The sequence below is a fragment of the Alkalicoccus luteus genome, assembly GCF_012034335.1.
GTDB classification, from domain to species: domain Bacteria; phylum Bacillota; class Bacilli; order Bacillales; family Salisediminibacteriaceae; genus Alkalicoccus; species Alkalicoccus luteus_A.
Genome location: NZ_JAATHJ010000006.1, coordinates 35,943 through 56,267 on the forward strand (window position 1 = coordinate 35,943; position 20,325 = coordinate 56,267).

Consider the following 20,325-nt stretch of genomic DNA (forward strand, 5'->3'; position numbering starts at 1 on the left):
GAAAACAGAAGACGGCGCCGGAAAGAGGCTTCGTGTTCTGTTTTTTTTATAGAAGATGGCGGTCAACTGAAGAAAGGGTGAGCAGATGGATGGCATGAACAGAATGACGGGGTTTGCTTCCGGCATGGATATCAATCAAATGGTACAGGACCTGATGCGGGCAGAGCGGCAGCCGCTCGAGCCGATGCAGCAGAACGCAGCAGAGCTTCAGCTTAAAATTGACGAATACCGGACGATGAACCGGAGTTTTTCCGAGTTTCGAAACAATACGTTCGACGGCGTCCTCCGAAGCTCGAACATGCGCGCGATGGAAGCGGCGAGCTCCAATGAAGCAGCGGTTTCTGTTTCGGCAGGGGCCGGTACACCGGAGGGGACGTATACGCTTTCGGATATTTCACTTGCCAAAGCTGAAACGCAGGCATCGTTTTTGGAAGGCAGTACGGACGGATCGTTTATCCGCGAAGGCGGCTCTCTGGACCGTCAGCTTGCACTGGCGGATCAGGCAGATGAGCTCGCAGCCGGCTTTGAGACAGGAGCGTTTGCGATTGCCGTGACGAATGAGGAAGGAGAGGAGCATGTCCGCTCGTTTACGATTGACGATACGACGACGCTGGATGACCTGCTTCAGGATATCAACGGATCCGGGATCGGCGTGCAGGCGTTCTATGATGAGTTCTCCGGCCAGATGTCGATGCAGCGGACGGACACAGGCGTTTACAATGAAACCGGTTCGGAAATCCGGTTCGGCACAGGCGATGAGGAGACGTTTACAGAAACGGCTGAGAACGCTTTTTCCTCGATGTTCGGCTTTGATCCGGCACATGCCGTTATGGAAGAAGCCGAAAACGCCGTATTTACGATGAACGGGCTGACGGAAATGGAACGGCAGAGCAATCAGTTTGAAATTAACGGGGTGCAGTTTTCGCTGCAAAATGAGACAGCAGGACCGGTGACGGTATCGGTCGCTTCTGACGGGGAGAAAATGTTTGATACCGTGATGGCATTTGTCGATGACTACAATGAAATGGTCGCCGGCGTGCAGGAAAAAACGTCCGAAGAGTACTTTCGGGACTACGCGCCCCTTACGGACGAGCAGCGCCGCGATATGACGGAATCGGAAGTTGAGATGTGGGAAGAGCGCTCCAACAGTGGTCTATTGCGCCGTGATTCCATTTTAACCGGTGCGCTCAGCCAAATGCGGATGCAGTTTTACGAGCCGGTAGAAGGCACCGGTGATCTGTCCCAGATTACGGAGATCGGCATCACGACTTCATCCGATTACCAGATGGGAGGACTGCTGGAAGTGGACGAAGAGCAGCTGCGCCGTCAGATTGCTGAAAATCCGGAAGGCGTCCAGCAGCTGTTTGCCGCAGACGGTGAAACGAGTGAAGAGCAGGGCATAGCCCGCCGCCTCCGCGACACGCTGAGCGGGACGATCGGCCAAATCGGTGAACGCGCCGGCCGAACCGATATCTCCTCTAACCAGACGTTTACACTCGGACGGGAGCTGGAGCAACAGGGAGAGCAGATCACCAACTTCGAACGCCGCATGCAGCAGGTGGAAGAACGTCACTGGCGCCAGTTTACAGCGATGGAACAGGCCATGGCACGAGCGAATGCCCAGGCGGAACAGCTGATGTCGTCACTCGGCGGCATGCAGATGCAGTAAATGAGAGTTTGCTGATTTTGAAAACGATACGGATAAGATGAAACTATCTAAATGGTATAATTTGTATTTTAGGCAAAGATATTGAAGGATCCTGTAAAACGATAGCAAATCCTAAATGACTCTCAGTTGTTCGACGGTCATTTAGGGTTTGTTTTTTTTGCATTGTAATAACTGTAAATATCCCTAAATTAAATTCAGGATGAAGGGGAGTTTCGTGTGAAATTATTTCAAATGAAAAGTAAGCCTCATTTGTTATGAAGCAATAATAAGAAAACGTTAGATTCTAATATAAAGCTTATGTGCGGTTCGTGTGTAGTCGAGGGGAACTTATTAGCATTGAATGTCGAAGCGAAGGTCGGCGACTCTGAGAGGATCAGAACGTAGCGAAGATCCAGCGCTCCCGACGTCAGGAGGAAGGGATTAGCTGAGCGCGTTCCCTCCGGAAAGCGTCCAACCGTAAGTGTAAAATATATACGTAACAAGAAACCGGCTTATTATTGCAAGCTTCTCTAAAGTCTGAATATAAACCATGCGTGGGACCGTTTGACGAAAAATATGCGCCGTGCTAAACTATGGATAGAAAGTGACTGACTGTCAGTCACTTATTCGGTTGAAAATCAGGAGGCGGATATGAAGCAGACAACCTATGACCAGCTGCTCGAAGCGGCGATGAATGTGATCCGCCGCGAAGGCTTTGATAAAGCGTCGGTGTCGCGCTTTGTGAAAGAAGCGGGCGTCGCTCAAGGCACCTTTTACAATTACTTTGCTTCAAAAAACGAGCTCGTGCCGGCAATCGCAGCACGCATTCTCGATGAGCAGCTTGCCCGCATGCAGGCGCGTGGGGATGCAGAAACGCTGGAGACGCTAGTGGAAACGATGATTGACGTGACGTTTACAATTACAGAAGAATTCCGGGATTATATCAGCTTTTGCTACAGCGGGATCTCGATGTACTACTCGTTTGAGCGGTGGGATGAGATTTACCGGCCCTACTATGATTGGCTCGAATCGCAGTTCTCCAAACTGCAGCGGGCTGGCAGAATCACGACAGAGCTTGAGCTGAAGGCGGCCGTGAATAATACGGTCGGCCTGATTGAGCATGCAGCAGAAGCCCACTATTTATCCCGGGCGGTAACAGAAGACCGGACGACTGCAGAAGCGGAACTGAAGCGGATGCTCGTCCGTGCGCTTACAATTTAATGAGGTGAAAAACGTGAGTTTGAAACAAGAAAAGAATATTCTCTGGATGTCTGTGGCTGCAGCCATCCTTTTTTCTGGTGCCGGCATCGTACTCGGTATGCTGTTTCAGTCCCAGATGATTTTGTTTGACGGACTATACTCTTTAATCAGCGTGGCGCTTTCCTACGTGTCACTTATGGCGGCAGCGTTTATGGCAAAAAGCGACTGGAAGCGGTATCCGTTTGGGAAAGATATTGTGGAGCCGCTCGTCGTCCTGTTTAAATATACGGTGATTCTTATTTTGATTGCAGGCTCAGCCGCCGCAGCGGTGACGGCGCTGTTTCAGGGCGGGCGTGACATGCAGGTTGGACCGGCATTCGCGTATTCGTTTGTTGGGCTGCTCGCCTGCGGGGCGGTTACGATGTATCTGCACAAACGCGCGAAACGCTCGGAGTCTGCTCTTTTGAAGGCGGAATCGAACCAGTGGCTCATGGATACGCTTGTGAGCACCGGCGTATTTGCCGGATTTCTCGTTGCATTCGTGCTGGACGTATTCCAGTGGTTCCCGGCCTTTATTCCATATGTCGACCCGCTGATGGTTCTGCTCGTGTCGCTCTACTTTTTAAAGTTTCCACTGAAGGAAATGCGGGCGGCGCTGAAGGAAGTACTCGAGATGAGTCCGGACGGCGCAGTGCGAAGCCGGATGGAGGAAACCCTTCAGGAGCTTGCCGGCGAATACGGCGTAGAAGAAAGTTTTCTGCGAATGACGAAGGTAGGGCGCACCATCTGGGTAGAGATTGACATCGTTGCACCGGAAACAAGCCCCCTGAATTCGTTGACGAAGCAGGATGAAATGCGAAGCAAGCTGTCCTCGGTTTTGACCGGAGCTGCCCCGAAAAAATGGCTGACGGTCTCGTTTATGGCCGATCGTCACTGGGCACTTGATGAATAAAGGGCAGATAGTCCTGTTTTTACGAGAAGCGCTGAACGCGCTTCTTTTTTTATCCGATATAGTTAGAAGAGGATCATACTGACAACAGCATAACAACCAAATAACAACCGAATAGAACATGAGGAGTGAGGCATATGCGGCTCAGTGGCTTTGCAACGGGGATGGATATCAATCAGATGGTGCAGGATTTAATGAAGGCAGAACGGATGCCGCTCAATAAATTAGAGCAGCGCAAAACGCAGACGCAGTGGCGGATCGATCAATTCCGGGAAATTAACGTGAAGCTCGATCAGTTCCGGAACAATACGTTTGATAACGTGATGCGACGCTCGACCATGATGGCGAATAAAATCGTCAGCTCACAGCCATCGCTCGTGACGGCTGCAGGGAGTTCATCCACGATGGAAGGCTCGCTGAGGCTTACGGAAGTGAAATCACTGGCGACCGCAGCATCAAACGCCAGCACAAGCCGTGTCGGCGAGCAGTTGTCTGTTTCAGGCAAGCTGAGCGAGCAGCAGCTGGATGCAGAAAACGTATGGACACGGGGCGTCGTCAACCGTGAAACAATTACGGTTCAGCAGTCGCAGTCGTCGATCAGCCTGAACCGCGAGCTGGGAAATCCGGAGTCGACGGTCGTGCGGGTAAACGGTGTTTCCTACAAAGTGGTGGAGGAAGGCTTTGACGGCGAGCTTACCGCTACACAGGTGATGCTTGACCGGGAGACGAACAGTCTCGTATTCGGACAGGAGCTTGCCCGCAATGCCCGCGTCGAGGTCGTTTCTGCAAGAGAAGATGAGAACGGAACGGATCTGTTTTCCATGAACAGCATCGAAACGAAGGCAAAGGACGGCTCGACGGTGACGGACCGTTTTCTCATCACTGGTGACCAGTCGATGAACGATGTCATGCAGATGATGAACCGCTCAAAGGTCGGAGTGAGTGCTTTTTATGATACCGGGACGGACCGGGTGTCAATCGTCCGGGATGAGACCGGTATTTATAACGAGGGCGGCGCTGAAATGACGTTCAGCGGATCTTTTTTTCGCGAGGCGCTCAAGCTGGATGAAGCGAATGAGCGTACCGGCACGAACGCCGTGTTTACGATCAACGGACTGGAGACACACCGGCAGTCGAATACGTTCAGCGTTAACGGTATGGCGATCACGCTCCACGAAACGTTCAGCGGCAGAGACGTGAGCCTGACCGTTCAGCGTGACACAGATAAGGTCTTTGATACGATAAAAGCATTTGTGGACGAATACAATGAACTGATTGATCTCATGCAGGGTCGTATCTCCGAAGAAGCATTCCGTGACTTTCCGCCTTTGACGGAAGAAGAGCGACGCGATTTAACCGAGCGGGAAGCCGAGCTTTGGGATGAAAAGGCGATGAGCGGCCTGCTCCGAAACGACTCCATTCTACGAGGCGGAATGGACCGCTTCCGGGTGCAGATGTATTCCAACGTGGAGGGTACCGGCTCTGAGTTCAGGCAGCTGGCGCAAATCGGTATCACGACAACGTCTGATTTCCGAAACGGCGGCAAGCTGGAAATCAACGAGGATCGGCTGCGGGCTGCCATTGAACAGGATGCGGAGGGCGTTTATCAGCTTTTCGCGGCAGATGGAGCCGCTGAATCAGAAAAGGGACTGGCAAGGCGGCTGCGAGACAGCGCCAACGGCATGATCGAATCGATTTCCAGACGAGCCGGAGGACTTCGGGGCCGGACGGTCAATCAGCAGTTTACGCTCGGCCGGGAAATCAATAATATTGAAGACCGAATGTCGGCTTTCGAACGCCGCATGCAGCAGGTAGAGCAGCGGTACTGGTCCCAGTTCACCGCGATGGAAAAAGCAGTCGCAAAAGCGAATGCACAGGCAGAGACCTTCTTTGCGCAAATGTTTAACGGTATGTAAACGGAATTAAAGGAGAGAAACGGATGGCACAGCTGCGCAGCTTGTACGAAACGACGAAAGCACTTTATGATCACGTCACGGTGCCGATGCCGAAGGACGGCGAAGCGCGTGATACGTATATTGAAACGGTCAACGAGCTGCTGGAGCGTCGGGAGCACTATATGGACGGCGTCAGACCGCCGGAATCAGAAGCAGAAACACGTATTGCCCGGGAAATAATCCGGCTTTCCAAGGGAATTGCTAAGGAGTTGGAATCCGGTAAATCACTGATTCAAAAAGATATCCGCTCCCATGAACAGCGGAAACGGGCCGTGCAGTACGAAAATCCGTACAGCGGACCGACACCGGACGGGGTTTTCGTCGACTCCAAGAAATAAACCTTCACATATGAGCCTTTCGTCCGATATAAACGATGTACCATCGGAAAAGTGAGGTGTTGGCACATGGAAGTGCACACAGGCCGAAGCGCGGTGCCGAACCGCTCTGCCCTGATACATCAGGAGAAACAGCTGCCGCAGCAGCCCGTATCTGCTCCACAAGGACGTACAGAAGCAGGGCCATGGTCTCAGGAAAACCTGGACCGCAGCCTCGAGGGCATGAACGAGCTTTCGATCATGAAAGAGCGTTCCTTAAAGTTTGAACAGCACGACACGCTGGACAGGACGATGGTCAAAATCATTGACCGGGAAACGGATGAAGTCGTCAGGGAACTGCCGCCGGAGGAATTTCTTGATATGATTTCTTCGATGCTGGAGTTTGCGGGTCTTTTGTTCGACCGGAAAGTGTGAGAAGAGAGGAGACTGCGGCTCCTCTTTTTCTTTTTGACAGGCAAATACATTAAACCTTTCCACCGGATGTACCGATATGAACAGTGGAAGTCTATTACCAGAAAGAAAGGGTGTCATACTGTATGGCTGCAAACAATCCATATGCTGCATATAAACAAACATCGATCGAAACGAAATCACCGGGAGAACTGACGCTCATGCTTTACGACGGATGCTTGAAGTTCATCAGGCGAGCCGATGCCGCAATGGAAGCAGGCAGCACAGAGGACCGCCATACGAATCTGGTAAAGGCGCAAAACATCATCCGCGAGCTCATGGTAACACTCGATCAAAGCGTAAACGTCAGTCAGGGCATGATGCAGCTGTATGATTTCATTCTCGCCAAGCTGATTGATGCCAATACGAAGAACGACCGCGAGGCGCTTGCTGAAGCGGCGGGATTTGTGACGGATTTCCGTGATACGTGGAAGGAAGTCATTCAGATGGACCGGCGTGCACGGCACGGTTCCGGCGGCATTTCAAAAGCAGCTGGCAGTGCGTATGCAGCTGCGGGAGCAAAACGCTGACTTATAACATATCGCAGAACACAACCGCTCAGCCGGTTCGTGTTCTTTTTTTCTTATAAGGGCTGCCGTGCTAAACTGAAGAAGATGACGTTTGAAAGGAGTGGCCCTTCATGCCTGTTCAGCTGAACGAGAAGCAGAAAGTGTTTTTAAAGCAGTACACGAGCCTGTTGCAGGAAGTACAGGAATCCGCTGTTTATGCGGGAGAATGCTACATTCAGGGGGATGACGATATCGCAGACAGGCTGCTCGCCTCTGTCAGCACGGGACTGATTCCGTACAATCCGGAGAATATGACGATGTTCTCGATCTTCGGATCAGAAAAGAGCGCGCTCAATCGTCTGACTATATTTCATCATGCGGTTACCGAAGCGGCAGCGATTACGGAAAAAGAATGGACGACAGCGGAAAAAATGCAATTTTTACACGAGCAGTTTATTCCTGCACTGAAAACGTGGCAGGATACCGCAGCTCTTTATTCTACGTCAGGAGATGATACTGATGCCGGTCATTGATATGCCGCTTGAGGAGCTTTACGCCTATCAAGGAAGAAATCCGAAGCCAGCTGATTTTGACGATTACTGGCAGCGGGCACTCGCAGAGCTTGAGGCCATTGAGGCTGACGTAAAAGAAGAAGAGGCATCGTTTCAATTTCCGTTTGCCACGTGCCGACACTTGACGTTTACCGGCGTTCGCGGGGCGCAGATTCATGTCAAAGCCATTATCCCGCATCAGCCGCCTGCGGGGGCGGAGAAGCTGCCGGCCGTGCTGGAGTTTCACGGGTACAGCATGAATGCCGGTGACTGGACGTCAAAGGCAGCGTTTGCCGCTGCCGGCCGGGCCGTTTTTTCGATGGATGTCCGCGGTCAAGGTGGATTATCGGAGGATACCGGAGGCGTAAGCGGCAACACATTGCAGGGTCATATTACGAGAGGCATGCAGGATGGGGAAGATGAGCTGTTGTTCCGCCACATTTTTCTCGACACCGTTCAGCTCGCCCGCCTCGTAATGGCACGGGAGGATATCGATGAAACGAACGTATCAGTGACCGGCTGGTCTCAGGGCGGGGCGCTCGCGGTTGCTTGTGCGGCGCTGGAGCCTCGTGTAAAGCGCGCAGCGCCGGTGTATCCGTTTTTATCGGACTACCTGCGTGTCTGGGAAATGGATCTGGACGTGGAAGCCTATCAGGATATCCGCCGCTACTTCCGCCGCTTCGACCCGGTGCATGCGGAACGGGATTCCTTTTTTGAGCGCCTCGGCTATATTGACATTCAGCATCTGGTTGACCGGATTCAGGCACCTGTCTTAATGGGAACCGGATTGATTGATCCGGTTTGTCCGCCGTCGTCGCAGTTTGCTGCCTACAATAAAATCACGTCGGAAAAAGAGATCGTGCTCTATCCGGATTTTGCCCATGAAGCGCTGCCCGGCATGCGGGACCGGATTTTCACGTTTTTAACGGGCAGGTAAAAGGAGGAGACAACAAGGGAGAGTAAGGATTACCTTTTTTACTATGAAAAGGATTTACATAAAATCCTGATTATGGGGTTGAGAATATGGCGATTCGTGAAATAGCCTTCGTACACACTATATTAGAGGAGGCGTTATCACATGGATCCAAAACAACAGGCAGAAGAAAAGCTTGACCATACGTCCGAAGAGAAAAAACAGGAAATTCTCGACAGCTTTCAAGGATTTCTCGATTATTTAAACAAGCAGGTGAATCGCGGCGAGAAGCTTGGTCTCGGAGAAGAGCAGCTCGCAAAAGGTGCCGAGCGCGTGGCTGAATACTTGAAGAACCACGAAGAGCCGCGTAACTCGGAAGAGAAGCTGCTGCAGGAAATGTGGCAGGTCGCGGAAGAAGAAGAAAAGCGGCACATCGCCCGCACGCTCGTCCGTCTCGCGCAAAAAGAAGGCAACGCATAAAGCAGGAAAAAACTCCGGATCAATGCGATCCGGAGCTTTTTTTTCATGGAATGCTTTCGGTAATGGCATCCGTAATTTTACTCACGATCTGCAAACCGGACATCCAAACCAGCCAGTTGGGATCCAGGCTGATTCTGCTAAAATATCCGCATCTTCGTCAACGGAAGATGCGGATCAGTGGTTACTGCTCTTTCAGCACGACCGCCTGCAGCGGCACGAGTGTTAAGGTCAGCTTCCCATTTTTCAATTCGTAAAGCGTATCGTCCTCAAGGCTTCGAAATGTCCCTTGACCGAGGTCGCTTAGCTCAATTTTTTCCTGCTTTGTGCCAGCGTTCGCTGCGATAACGAAACGGGACATGTCGTCTGCGCGTTCGTAGGCCGTCACGCTGCTGCCGGATTCCGCGGAGATAAAGCGGAAGGAGCCGTCACGGAGCGCGCGGTGGCTGCGCCGCAGCGAGATGAGGGTCTGATAAAACGAAAGCAGCTCCTGATCCTGGTGATCTTCCTCCCAGACCATCGGGCGTCGGCAGCCAGGATCGGCGCCGCCGTCCATGCCGACTTCATCGCCGTAATAAATGCACGGCGCGCCCATGTAAGTCAGCTGAAACAAAGCAGCGAGCTTCATCCGCTCTTTGTCGCCCTCTGCAATGCTTAGCAGGCGCGGCGTGTCATGGGAATCGAGCAGGTTAAACGCAGCTTCGTTTGCCTGGCGCGGATAGGAGATCAACATGGCGTCAAGCCGGCCCATAAAGTGCGCGGCGTCGATTTCTTCTTTGACAAAGAAGTCGAGAATCGCGTTGGTGACCGGATAGTTCATGACGGCATCGAACTGGTCGCCGCCAAGCCAAGCGAGCGAATTGTGCCAGATTTCACCGAGGATATAGGCATCCGGATTCGCTTTCTTCACGGTATCCCGGAACTCCCGCCAGAAGCGGTGGTCTACTTCATTGGCGACATCAAGGCGCCAGCCGTCTGCGCCGATATCCTCAATCCAGTAACGGGCAACCTCAAGCAGATACGCTTTCACTTCCGGATGCTCCGTGTTCAGCTTCGGCATCTGGGCGACGAAGCCGAACGTATCATAGTTGAGCGGATCTTCTGCTAGCGGATAGTCGCGGATGTGGAACCAGTCGCGGAACCGTGATTTCTCTCCGTTTTTCAGCACGTCTTGAAACGGTGGGAAATAGTAGCCGGAATGGTTGAACACAGCATCGAGCATGACACGGATGCCGCGCGCGTGTGCTTCATCAACGAGCCGCTTCGCGGTTTCGTTATCACCGAACTGCGGGTCGACTTTTAAGTAATCGATCGTATCGTATTTATGATTGGAAAACGCTTCGAAAAACGGTGTGAAGTAGATACACGTCACGCCGAGCTCTTCCAGATAGTCCAGCTTGTCGATGACCCCTTGCAGGTCGCCGCCGAAAAAGTTGTCGCGTGTCGGCACAGCGTCAGGAGTCCATGCTTCTGTGCCGGGCGGATTTAAGGATGCGTCTCCATTAGCAAACCGCTCCGGGAAAATTTGATAAAACACGGCGTCTTTCACCCACTCAGGCGGAGTGAAAACATCGATCGTATTTAAAAATGGGAATTCAAACATGCCCGACGGCGACCAGAGCATGCCGACACCGCCGGAATGAAGCGAGTCTTCTTTAAAGCCGGTCTCGTTCCAGAAAACGGTTCTGTCGCCCTTCTCAAATTTAAAGGCATAGGCAAAGCGCCGAAACGGCGGTTTGATTTCCACTTCATAATAGTCAAACATCGTATCACGGGCAAAAACGTTCATTTCTGACGTCCGGATCGTTTCCTCATGGAAGTCATATTTGTCTCCCCAGACGACGGAAACCCGGTCCATATCGTCTTTCTTCGTACGAACTCGAATGTGCAGTGTTTCATGATCATAGGCGTATGCATATTGCGATTTTGGCTGGTGGTAGATTGCTTCTAGCAGCATATCGGTTCCTCCCTGTCCGCAGAGCGGGTAGGCAGCGCCTCCCGTATCCGCTACAATAAGTATCAGTGCACGACGTCGTGCCGGTCATCCGCAATAAATAAGTGCAATCGTTTGCACAAACGGACGAATAAAAAAGCGGTTGCACCGCCAGTATAGCATGGGTACAAAGGTGTGTCCATGGACATTCAATCAGGAGGTTGCCATGACACAATTGCTGAAAATGAAGCCGGTATTCAAAGAGAAAATATGGGGCGGGTCTGCTTTACGGGACCGTTTCGGATATAGGGAAGCGAAAAACAATACAGGAGAGTGCTGGGGCATTTCCGGGCACGCAAACGGAGCGACTGAAGTACAGGGAGGCCCGTATGACGGGATGCCGCTGTCCACGCTCTGGAGTGAAAAACCAGAGCTGTTCGGACAGCAGAACGGTGACTTTCCGCTGCTTGTAAAGCTGCTTGACGCGGCCGATGATTTATCTGTACAGGTGCATCCGAACGACGATTACGCGAGGGAAAAGGAAGGGTGGGCGTACGGAAAAACGGAGTGCTGGTATATTGTACATGCCGCTCCCGGTGCAGAGCTGGTGCTCGGTCATCACGCTGCCACAAGAGAAGAGCTCCAGGAGCTTGCAGAAGCAGGGGAATGGAACAAGCTGTTTCGGCGCGTTAACGTAAAGGCGGGGGATTTCGTCTATGTTCCGAGTGGGACGGTGCATGCTATTGGCGGTGGGATCACGCTGCTGGAGGTCCAGCAAAGCTCGGATATTACCTACCGCTTCTATGATTACGATCGTCCCGGTCAGGACGGCGAGCTGCGGGAGCTGCATCTGGAGGATTCGATCGCCTGCTCGATGGTGCCTCATGAGGATCAAACCCCTCCACGTACAACGGAACAGACAGCCGGTGCGACGATTGAGACCTTAATTGAGGCTCCGTACTTTACAGTTCGCCGAGCCCTAGTCGAATCGGAAACTGCGCTGGCAAAAAAAGCGTCGTATCAGCTGATCTCGGTCATTGACGGAGAAGGCTATGTCCTGTTAAACGACGAGAAAATGCCCGTCCAAAAGGGAGATCACTTCGTCGTCACAGCAGGGGAGGAGCAGCCTGTTTTTGCCGGTACGCTTGAGCTGATCGCTGCTGAGCCTGGTGAATCAGCCTGAGCAAGTAAAACGCTGCACGAATAAGAAAAGGTGCCCGCATCAGAAAATGATCGGGCACCTTTTTCGTATCAGCTGCTGCTTCCGGACGCTTCTGCGTACTCTTCGCTTCCTTGCTTTTCCTTCAGTTTCTTTATGTCGGCGCGGATGAGGATGGAGGCAAATAAGGCGATGACGAACATCCCGCCAAAAATATACATCGTCAGCGCGTAGCTTTCCGTCACTTCACGGAGCCAGGAAACAACGACTGGTCCGACGAGACCTGCTGCAGCCCATGCAGTGAGTATATAGCCGTGAATGGCACCGAGCTGCTTCGTACCGAAAATATCACCGATGTAGGCCGGAATCGACGCAAACCCACCGCCGTAGCATGTCATAATAAGAAACAGGACGGCCTGGAAAATGAGCGCATCGGTTAAGCTCGGAAGCACAATGAACGAGACGATCTGAATTGCGAAAAAAGCGGTGTAGACGTTCGGTCGTCCGATATAGTCGGAAATAGATGCCCAGGCTAAACGCCCTGCTCCATTAAAGAAGCCCATAATCCCAACCATCGTCGCAGCCGCTGCTGCAGAAAGACCGGCAATTTCCTGACCCATCGGCGAAGCAACGGACAGGATGGCAATTCCGCAGGTGACGTTAATAAACAGCATCACCCAAAGCAGGTAAAAGCGCCGTGTTTTAACCGATTCGTTCGCAGTGAGAAAGGCAAGGTCTTTTTTCTCAGACTGCTCGCCGCTCTCTTCTTTTTCCCGCATCGCCTTTGGCTTCCAGCCTTCCGGCGGTTTGGCGAGATACAAGGACGAAATGAGCATGATCACAAAATAAACGACACCGAGAATATAAAAGGTTGCCGCGATGCTGAAGGCACCAATTAAGTATTGCATAACGGGGCTTGCAATCAACGAAGCGAAACCAAAGCCCATAATCGCCATGCCGGTCGCAAGTCCGCGGCGGTCCGGAAACCATTTGACGAGCGACGATACCGGCGTGATATAGCCGACACCCAAACCGAAGCCACCCATTGCCCCATAAAAGAAATAGAGCATCCACAGCGATTCGAGCTGGACGGACAGACCGGATCCGATCATGCCGACTCCGAAAAAAGCGGTGGAAACAAGCCCGGAAACACGCGGTCCGTACTTTTCGACGAAGTGCCCCATGAAGGCGGCCGACAGACCTAAAAAGGCGATCGCAATACTGAATGTAATCGAGATCGCCGTCAGACTCCAGCCGAACGTTTCGTTCATCGGATTGGAGAATACGCTCCATGAATAAACGGAACCGATGGATATATGAATGCCAACTGCCGCCGCTGCGATGAGCCAGCGGTTTTTGGATGTTTCTGCTGCCATGCTTATTCACTCCTTTGAACGGTTGTCTGAAAAAAACGAGCGGAAGGGAACGCGGTGTCCCTCCGCCCGGTTCAGGCTCATTTAGTTGCGCTCCTGATCCTTCGTTTCCTGGCCCATGCCTTCTAAAAAGCGCATCAAAATCGTCAGGGAACGATTGATCTGAGGATCCTTCAGCTTTTTGGCGAGATCGAAATAGCCCGTTTTTTCATCCGGATCCGGGTCTTCTGCAACCCGCTCGATGCCGTTGTTCAGCTTCAGCAGAAGCGGCTCGATTTTACGCATGTCAATCGTACCGAGCACGCCGACCATCAGCAGCATGTTGCGAAGCGCATTCGTGTTTTCATCTTTTGAAATCTCCTGAACGATGATCTCAAGCACTTTATCGCCCTCTGACACAAGACCGTTTGCGATCCGGGTGATGCCGTTTTTATGGAGGTTGTTCATCAGATCAATCGCACCGAGCACCGCTTCCTTGTTATCAGCGAGTGCCTGTTCCACTTCCTCCAGGTCTTTCTGACGCTGCGTTTCAGCTGAGAGCGGAGCAGGTTCAATGTCACGAATCGGTCTAGCCATTCGGTTTCGCCCCTTTCCTTCTCACTACATCTCCAGGGAACACGTAATCTTTGCGCTGCCATTTTGCTTCAACATTGACCCCGATCTGCGGCTGAGGATTGCCGTAACGATGGTTCGTGCGCGGAAGCGGGCTCTCGCCCTTCGGCTTCAGCACGTCCATCTTGGCGGATAGCTCCTTATAGGCCGGCGTGTCGGTGTCTTTATCGGCGTAGCTGCTCGTCAGCTGGTTAACAGCTGACGAGCCGGAGTCGTTCATCGGAAGGTACAGCTCCTTGCCCTGCACCCGGTCTGTTACGATACAGGATACCTTCACCTGGCCGTACGGAGAGGTCAGTTTGACAAACGAACCGTCTTCAATCCCTCGCTCCTCTGCAAGCTCCGGAGACACTTCAAGAAACGCGCCTGGCGTTTTACTCGTAATGCCTTCCGCTTTGTACGTCATGTTGCCTTCATGGAAGTGCTCCAGCAGTCGTCCGTTGTTGATGTGCAGATCATATTCCTCTCCAAAATCAAGCGGAACGGACCAGTCAACCGGGAAGAGGCGGGCTTTACCATCCGGGAACGGGAACTCTTCCTTGAAGAGAAGCGGCGTATCGGTGCCGTCTTCGGCAACCGGCCACTGCAGGCTGTTGTAACCCTCGAGACGGTCATAGGAGACACCTGCAAAAAGTGGTGCAAGGGAAGCGGACTCCGCCATGATTTCAGAAGGATGCGAATAGTTCCAGTCTGCACCCAGCTCATTTGCGAGTTCCATAATGATTTTCCAGTCCGGTTTCGAGTCCCCTAGCGGCTCCAGTACTTGATAAAGGCGCTGCACGCGGCGCTCTGTATTCGTAAACGTACCTTCTTTTTCGAGGCTCGGGCTTGCCGGAAGCACGACGTCCGCAAATTCAGCTGTTTTGGATAAGAAGACGTCTTGTACAACAAAGAAATCAAGCTTCTCGAATGCTTCATGCACGTAGTTAATATTGGAGTCAACGATGCCCATGTCCTCGCCTTTCAGGTACATCGCTTTCAGTCTGCCGTCATGAACCGCCTCTACCATTTCATGGTTGTTCCAGCCGGCTTTTTCCGGAAGGGAGGTGCCCCAGCCCTCTTCATATTTGCGGCGGATTACGCTGTCTTCTACTGATTCATAGCCGGGGAATTTATCCGGCATGCTGCCGAAATCGCTGGCGCCCTGCACGTTGTTATGTCCGCGGAGAGGATACGTGCCGGCTCCCGGCTTCATATAGTTTCCGGTGATCAGCATCAGATTGGAAATCGCCGTACTCGTGTCGCTGCCTCCGAGGTGCTGGGTGACGCCCATGGCCCAGAGAGAGCAGACCGTTTCCGCTTCGGCGATCATTTCAGCCGTCCGAATCAGCTCCTCGCGGCTGAGACCGGTATATTTCTCTGCATACTCAAGCGTGTACGTTTCGAGCGTTTCACGGAATTCGTCAATGCCGTTGACATGCTTATCGATGAATGCTTTGTCTTCCATGTTGTGATCCAAAATGTATTTGGATACAGCAGAAAGCCAGACGAGGTCGGAGCCTGAGCGAGGATGCAGAAACAGATCCGCACGTTCGGCCATCTCGTGTCGGCGCAGGTCTGAGACGATAAGCTTTTGACCGTGAAGCTTCTGTGAGCTCTTCACCCGCGTGGCGAGTACAGGATGGGATTCGGCTGTATTGGAGCCGATCACGAGCACGAGATCCGCCTGCTGAATGTCGGTGATGCTGCCGGAATCCCCGCCATAGCCGACGGTGCGGAATAATCCCTTCGTTGCCGGCGTCTGGCAGTAGCGGGAGCAGTTATCCACGTTGTTTGTTTTGAAAATACTGCGCGCGAGCTTCTGCATCAGGTAAGACTCTTCGTTTGTCGTTTTGGATGAACTAATGAAGGCAAGCGCATCGTTTCCGTGTTCTTTTTCGATCGAACGCAGGTTTTCGGCGATCAGCTTGTAGGCTTCCTCCCACGTTCCTTCTCTGAAGCGGGATCCTTCACGGATGAGAGGCTTCGTAACCCGCTCTTCGCTGTTCACGTAATCCCAGCCAAATTTTCCTTTCACACACGTGGAAATCCCGTTTGCCGGGGCTTCCTCCTGCGGCTCCACCTTCAGAATGTCTCTTCCCTGCGTCCATACATCAAATGAACATCCGACACCGCAATACGTACAGACGGTTTTCGTCTTTTTAATTTTAGCGTCGCGCATGGAAGCTTCCATGTCAGATATTGCAAGAATGGAGCCATAGCCGGTTTCAACATTTTTCGTCAGCTCGATCATCGGGCGAAGGGTTTTTTGATCCATCCCGGTCATATAGCCTGCTTTGCCTTCCATGCCTTTTTCCATCATCGCATTACACGGACAGACGGTCGAACAGTGGCCGCAGGAAACACAGGACGACTCATTGATGGCCACATCGTTATCCCAGATAACTCGCGGACGGTCCCGTTCCCAGTCGATGCGGAGCGTTTCTGTCACCTGCACGTCTTGGCATGCTTCGACGCAGCGGCCGCATAAAATACACTGATCCGGGTCATAGCGGTAATAAGGGTGAGAATTGTCTTTTGGTTCCGGCTTCGGTTCAAACGGGATAGTCTGATGCTCGATCTTCATGTCCTTAACGGCATTATGGACTTCGCAGTTACCGTTGTTATAGTCGCACACTGTGCAGTACAGCTCATGGTTATGTAGAATGCGGTCCATTGCAATGACTTGGGCATCCTTCACATCCTGCTGAACCGTATCGATCCGGGAACCTTTCTTTACTTTCGTGTCACAGGAGCGGACGAGCTCGCCGTCGACCTCCACGATACAGGCATCGCACGTTTTAATCGGGCCGAGCGCTTCATGGTAGCAGACCTGGGGGACTTCCACTCCGCGTTCATTCAAATGCTGCAGCACCGTCTGTTCTTCAGAAGCCTGATGGAGCTTTCCGTTCACTTGTACACTGACTTGCTTCGACAATGCAGATTCCTCCCTTAAAATAAAATTGTATGAAATTTTCAGATACTTACACTTTTCCCCAGTCAGCGCTTTCAGGAAACCTGTTTCTTTGAATAATATAATTCTATGATAATAGGTCATTAGATGACGTTTCGGAAATCGAAATCCTGTGTATAGGATGACAACGATTTTTGAGAGGAGAGAGATACATGAAGGATCAGAAAAAAATGCATATCGGGAGTTTCCTGCTCGGGTTCGGATTTCTGGGGGCACTGGACGGGATCGTTTTTCATCAGCTTCTGCAGTGGCACAGCGTCATTCACGATGCGCCGACAAACGTTCAGATTATCAGTGACGGGGTGTTTCATTTCGCTGTAACGCTGACGATCATGGCAGGAGCTTTGCTGCTCTGGCTGAGCGGTAAACCGCAGGAACCAAAACGTGCGTGGATGTCTGCGGGCGGTTTATTCCTGATCGGAGGAGGCCTGTTTAATCTGGTGGAAGGGATCATCAATCATCATATCCTTCAGATTCACCGGGTGCATCCGGAAGCTGAAAACCCGCTTTTGTTCGACCTGGCTTTTCTGGCAAGCGGGGTCATCCTGCTCGGAGCAGGCTTCCTGCTTCGAAAGAAGGTGAAGCAGCGTGACCTATAAAATCGTCAGCTTCTTTATTATTTTTGGTACGGCGGGACTTATGCTGTATGGGCATACGGCTAACAGCCATTTCATCAGCCACCTGACAGAAAATCATAGCCACAGGGCGGTGGAAGCGGAAGAACCAGTGCCGGAACTCATAATCCGTCTGGAGGAAACGGAAGGCGGTTACCTGCTTCATGAGGAAACCGAGCACTTTCGCTTTACGAGAGATGAAGCGGTGACACCCGGAGGACACGGGCACCTTTACGTGAATGGCGAACGGGAAGCGAGAGTTTATGCCTTTCCGTATGCTCTCGGTGAGCTTGACCCTGGAACCGAAATCACGCTTGTTCTGGCTGATCACGAGCATCGCATCCTGACAACCGGCGGATACGATATCAGCAGTAATGCCACGATTAAATAGTTCCCTGACGATAAGGTGTTTTAACGAATAATCGGACGCAGCAAGAACGGAAAAGCTCTATAAAATGCAAAAAAGAAGCCGCATCGGGGCGGCTTCTTCTGTTTCCTGCGAACGGGTGAGAGGCAGGATGTGTATCAGCTTCTGTCCGAGCTTTGCAGAATCGAGCGGAGCAGAACGTCGTCTGAGTTGACGTTTTCCATATGATGAGAATCGACGAGCCCTTTCATTTCCGCCATGCTGTCATGAAGATGGCGGATGGCATCAGACTGATGATCAAGCTGCTCGGTTATGAGCTCCATATCGTCTTTGGATGAGAGCAGGTTTTCGAGACGGGACAGCCGGCGGATAATTACTTTCAGCAGCTCCAGCTCTGTCACGTCCGGTCACACCCCTGTCTGTTCCTGAACGGATTCTTCAGATGAGTCATCTATCGTCGTTTCCTCATAAGACCCGTCCAGCTTATTCAGCTTTAAAAACGTGACTGTGTCAGCGATAACGTCAGGCACCCAGACCTGCTTTTCGTCATTTACGACGAGCTGGCGCATCTGAATACGGCCTTTTACAGACAAAAGGGAGCCGGTGCCGCAGTAATCTGCAACACGATCAGCGAGCTTGTTCCAGCAGGCGATCTGTACAAAATCTGTGTCATAGCTGCCTTTGCTGTTGCGAAAAGAACGTCTCACGGCAAGCGTAAAGCGTGTCAGCGAAGCACCGTTGGCGGTCGTTGTATGATGAGGCGTTTTGGCCACTCTTCCGATAAAAATAAATTGATTCAGCATAATAGTCGCTCCTTTAACTTGGTTGGTGTAGTGGGATAGGATGTTGGATTGTAAACTGCGATGTACGACTGCCCTCCTTTATGAATGAGTTGTAAATACTTCTTGTTTCACCATAATGAATACTGAATCAGAAGTAAAATAATGGATCAAAATACGTGCTAAAATAATAATATGACAAATGAAAGAGATAAAAATGAGTCTAAAGAACTAAAAATGAGAACGCTTTCTGAAAAGTAAATCTACTCCGGAAAGATGATGAAATTATCTGACAAATAGCATTGACGAAGCAGAGGCGGGTTGATATATTGTAGGTGACGGAGCAGCCGCTCACTTTTTACGAAGGGAATGGGATCATTCTATGCTCGGAAAAGTAAAATGGTTTAACGCAGAAAAAGGATTCGGATTTATTGAAGTGGAAGGGTCGGAGGACGTGTTCGTTCATTATTCGGCCATCGATGAAGAAGGATATAAATCGCTGGATGAGGGCCAGGAAGTCGAATTCGACATCGTCGAAGGAGCAAGGGGACCGCAGGCATCCAACGTTGTGAAAAAATAACCGTATATAAGCAGACGTCCCGTACAGCTTTTTAGACGGGGCGTTTTTTACCAGCTGAACCTGCGGAAAGGAGGGCGGATCCGCTTCGGCGCCCAGCAGGTTTTTGTTAATTATTTATGAAGAAAATGAATGTTTCAGCAGGAGAAGCGTGAGGGTACAGCGAATAATGTACGTATAACCGAAAGGAGTTGTTAGCTTATGAATTTTAATATTCGTGGCGAGAACCTGGAGATTACGGATGCGCTGAGAGACCACGTGGAGAAAAAAGTCAGCAAACTGGAGCGCTATTTCGATACAACACCTTCATCTGACGTTCACGTGAAGATGAGTGTCCTTAATCAGGAGCAAAAAGTGGAGATTACGATCCCAATGCCGAAGCTCCTCCTTCGGGCGGAGGAAAAGCATGCAGATATGTATGCTGCCGTCGATCTCGTAATTGAGAAGCTTGAGCGGCAGATCCGCAAGCATAAAACGAAAGTAAATCGTAAATACCGCAACGGCGATGACAGCCTGAAGTTCATGTTCAAAAATGAACTCGAGCCGCTTGCGGATGAAGAATTCCCGGACGACGATTTTGAAATCGTCCGTACGAAGCGTTTTGACCTGAAGCCAATGGATGCAGAAGAAGCTATTCTGCAGATGGACATGCTCGGTCACAGCTTCTTCGTGTTCTCCAACTCGGTTAACGGAGATACGAACGTCGTGTACAGAAGACGTGACGGACGCTACGGGCTGATCGAACCGGAATCCTGATCCCGGCTGTACCTGAATAACAAACGAATGAAGCTGCCTCTCAGCGGGGGCAGCTTCTTTGCTTTTTCATACGCCGTTCACGCGCGCCGTATCTTTTTGGACAGCCTTTCATAGTAATAAAGCCGGCGATCCTCTGTAAGAGAGGACCTCCCAGACTGTTGAAAAAGTCTTTCAATTTACATGTTTATTTGTTTGGTTGTATTTCCTCTCTGCTT

General features: G+C 51.5%; 21 protein-coding genes. 15 read left to right on the forward strand and 6 right to left on the reverse strand.

Going from position 1 to position 20,325, the window contains the following annotated elements; all coding sequences use genetic code 11:
- Positions 1-94 precede the first annotated feature (94 nt).
- The 10 genes from HCN83_RS05740 (at position 95) to HCN83_RS05785 (ending at position 8,990) form a co-directional block, all read left to right on the forward strand.
- The gene (locus HCN83_RS05740; RefSeq protein WP_168005382.1) at positions 95-1,669 is read left to right on the forward strand and encodes a flagellar hook-associated protein 2; all 1,575 of its coding nucleotides are present in this window, start codon (positions 95-97) and stop codon (positions 1,667-1,669) included.
- Between the two features lie 630 nt (positions 1,670-2,299).
- The gene (locus HCN83_RS05745) at positions 2,300-2,869 is read left to right on the forward strand and encodes a TetR family transcriptional regulator (RefSeq protein ID WP_168005384.1); all 570 of its coding nucleotides are present in this window, start codon (positions 2,300-2,302) and stop codon (positions 2,867-2,869) included.
- Positions 2,870-2,882: 13 nt separating this feature from the next.
- Entirely contained in the window at positions 2,883-3,800 is a 918-nt protein-coding gene (locus HCN83_RS05750) for a cation diffusion facilitator family transporter (protein ID WP_168005386.1), read from the forward strand.
- 134 nt (positions 3,801-3,934) lie between these two features.
- Positions 3,935-5,713, forward strand: coding sequence for a flagellar filament capping protein FliD (fliD, locus tag HCN83_RS05755; RefSeq protein ID WP_168005388.1), 1,779 nt, complete (start codon positions 3,935-3,937; stop codon positions 5,711-5,713).
- A 23-nt stretch (positions 5,714-5,736) separates the two neighbouring features.
- A complete protein-coding gene (locus tag HCN83_RS05760; protein ID WP_168005390.1) occupies positions 5,737-6,090 on the forward strand; it encodes a hypothetical protein in 354 nt (117 codons plus the stop codon).
- Positions 6,091-6,156: 66 nt separating this feature from the next.
- Positions 6,157-6,501 (forward strand): flagellar protein FlaG, encoded by a 345-nt coding sequence (locus tag HCN83_RS05765; protein WP_168005392.1) that lies wholly within the window; start codon positions 6,157-6,159, stop codon positions 6,499-6,501.
- 122 nt (positions 6,502-6,623) lie between these two features.
- Complete coding sequence (gene fliS, locus HCN83_RS05770; RefSeq protein WP_168005394.1) at positions 6,624-7,067, forward strand: flagellar export chaperone FliS; 444 nt, start codon at positions 6,624-6,626, stop codon at positions 7,065-7,067.
- A gap of 110 nt (positions 7,068-7,177) precedes the next feature.
- Positions 7,178-7,579 carry a hypothetical protein gene (locus tag HCN83_RS05775; protein WP_168005396.1) on the forward strand — a complete coding sequence of 134 codons (402 nt, stop codon included), beginning with the start codon at positions 7,178-7,180 and terminating at the stop codon, positions 7,577-7,579.
- Positions 7,566-8,534 (forward strand): alpha/beta fold hydrolase, encoded by a 969-nt coding sequence (locus HCN83_RS05780; protein WP_168005397.1) that lies wholly within the window; start codon positions 7,566-7,568, stop codon positions 8,532-8,534. Before HCN83_RS05775 ends, HCN83_RS05780 begins: the two co-directional genes overlap by 14 nt.
- 141 nt (positions 8,535-8,675) lie before the next feature.
- Positions 8,676-8,990 (forward strand): DUF3243 domain-containing protein, encoded by a 315-nt coding sequence (locus tag HCN83_RS05785; RefSeq protein WP_168005398.1) that lies wholly within the window; start codon positions 8,676-8,678, stop codon positions 8,988-8,990.
- Positions 8,991-9,171: 181 nt separating this feature from the next.
- On the opposite strand, the gene HCN83_RS05790 is transcribed toward HCN83_RS05785, so the two are convergent.
- On the reverse strand, positions 9,172-10,944 hold the full coding sequence (locus HCN83_RS05790) for a glycoside hydrolase family 13 protein (protein ID WP_168005399.1): 1,773 nt from the start codon (positions 10,942-10,944) through the stop codon (positions 9,172-9,174).
- 202 nt (positions 10,945-11,146) lie between these two features.
- Here HCN83_RS05790 and manA point away from each other — a divergent pair, with 202 nt between their 5' ends.
- Complete coding sequence (manA, locus tag HCN83_RS05795) at positions 11,147-12,103, forward strand: mannose-6-phosphate isomerase, class I (protein WP_168005400.1); 957 nt, start codon at positions 11,147-11,149, stop codon at positions 12,101-12,103.
- Between the two features lie 68 nt (positions 12,104-12,171).
- On the opposite strand, the gene HCN83_RS05800 is transcribed toward manA, so the two are convergent.
- From HCN83_RS05800 to fdhF, 3 genes are all read right to left on the reverse strand, one after another.
- Positions 12,172-13,455 carry an L-lactate MFS transporter gene (locus tag HCN83_RS05800; RefSeq protein WP_168005401.1) on the reverse strand — a complete coding sequence of 428 codons (1,284 nt, stop codon included), beginning with the start codon at positions 13,453-13,455 and terminating at the stop codon, positions 12,172-12,174.
- Between the two features lie 81 nt (positions 13,456-13,536).
- Positions 13,537-14,028, reverse strand: coding sequence for a DUF1641 domain-containing protein (locus HCN83_RS05805; protein ID WP_168005402.1), 492 nt, complete (start codon positions 14,026-14,028; stop codon positions 13,537-13,539).
- Positions 14,021-16,981, reverse strand: a complete 2,961-nt coding sequence (gene fdhF, locus HCN83_RS05810; RefSeq protein ID WP_246238106.1) for a formate dehydrogenase subunit alpha — start codon at positions 16,979-16,981, stop codon at positions 14,021-14,023. The genes HCN83_RS05805 and fdhF overlap by 8 nt, the downstream gene beginning before the upstream one ends.
- Before the next feature lie 188 nt (positions 16,982-17,169).
- Here fdhF and HCN83_RS05815 point away from each other — a divergent pair, with 188 nt between their 5' ends.
- Complete coding sequence (locus HCN83_RS05815; protein WP_168005404.1) at positions 17,170-17,616, forward strand: DUF2243 domain-containing protein; 447 nt, start codon at positions 17,170-17,172, stop codon at positions 17,614-17,616.
- On the forward strand, positions 17,606-18,022 hold the full coding sequence (locus HCN83_RS05820) for a hypothetical protein (RefSeq protein WP_168005406.1): 417 nt from the start codon (positions 17,606-17,608) through the stop codon (positions 18,020-18,022). Before HCN83_RS05815 ends, HCN83_RS05820 begins: the two co-directional genes overlap by 11 nt.
- 134 nt (positions 18,023-18,156) lie before the next feature.
- Here the strand turns inward: HCN83_RS05820 and HCN83_RS05825 are convergent, their stop codons facing one another.
- Both HCN83_RS05825 and HCN83_RS05830 read right to left on the reverse strand, forming a co-directional pair.
- The gene (locus HCN83_RS05825; RefSeq protein WP_168005408.1) at positions 18,157-18,399 is read right to left on the reverse strand and encodes a hypothetical protein; all 243 of its coding nucleotides are present in this window, start codon (positions 18,397-18,399) and stop codon (positions 18,157-18,159) included.
- A 6-nt stretch (positions 18,400-18,405) separates the two neighbouring features.
- Positions 18,406-18,801 (reverse strand): single-stranded DNA-binding protein, encoded by a 396-nt coding sequence (locus HCN83_RS05830; protein ID WP_168005410.1) that lies wholly within the window; start codon positions 18,799-18,801, stop codon positions 18,406-18,408.
- A 358-nt stretch (positions 18,802-19,159) separates the two neighbouring features.
- Here HCN83_RS05830 and cspD point away from each other — a divergent pair, with 358 nt between their 5' ends.
- Together cspD and hpf are read left to right on the forward strand one after the other, a co-directional pair.
- The gene (gene cspD, locus HCN83_RS05835) at positions 19,160-19,357 is read left to right on the forward strand and encodes a cold-shock protein CspD (protein ID WP_168005412.1); all 198 of its coding nucleotides are present in this window, start codon (positions 19,160-19,162) and stop codon (positions 19,355-19,357) included.
- A gap of 198 nt (positions 19,358-19,555) precedes the next feature.
- Positions 19,556-20,110 (forward strand): ribosome hibernation-promoting factor, HPF/YfiA family, encoded by a 555-nt coding sequence (gene hpf, locus HCN83_RS05840; RefSeq protein WP_168005414.1) that lies wholly within the window; start codon positions 19,556-19,558, stop codon positions 20,108-20,110.
- Positions 20,111-20,325 lie beyond the last annotated feature (215 nt).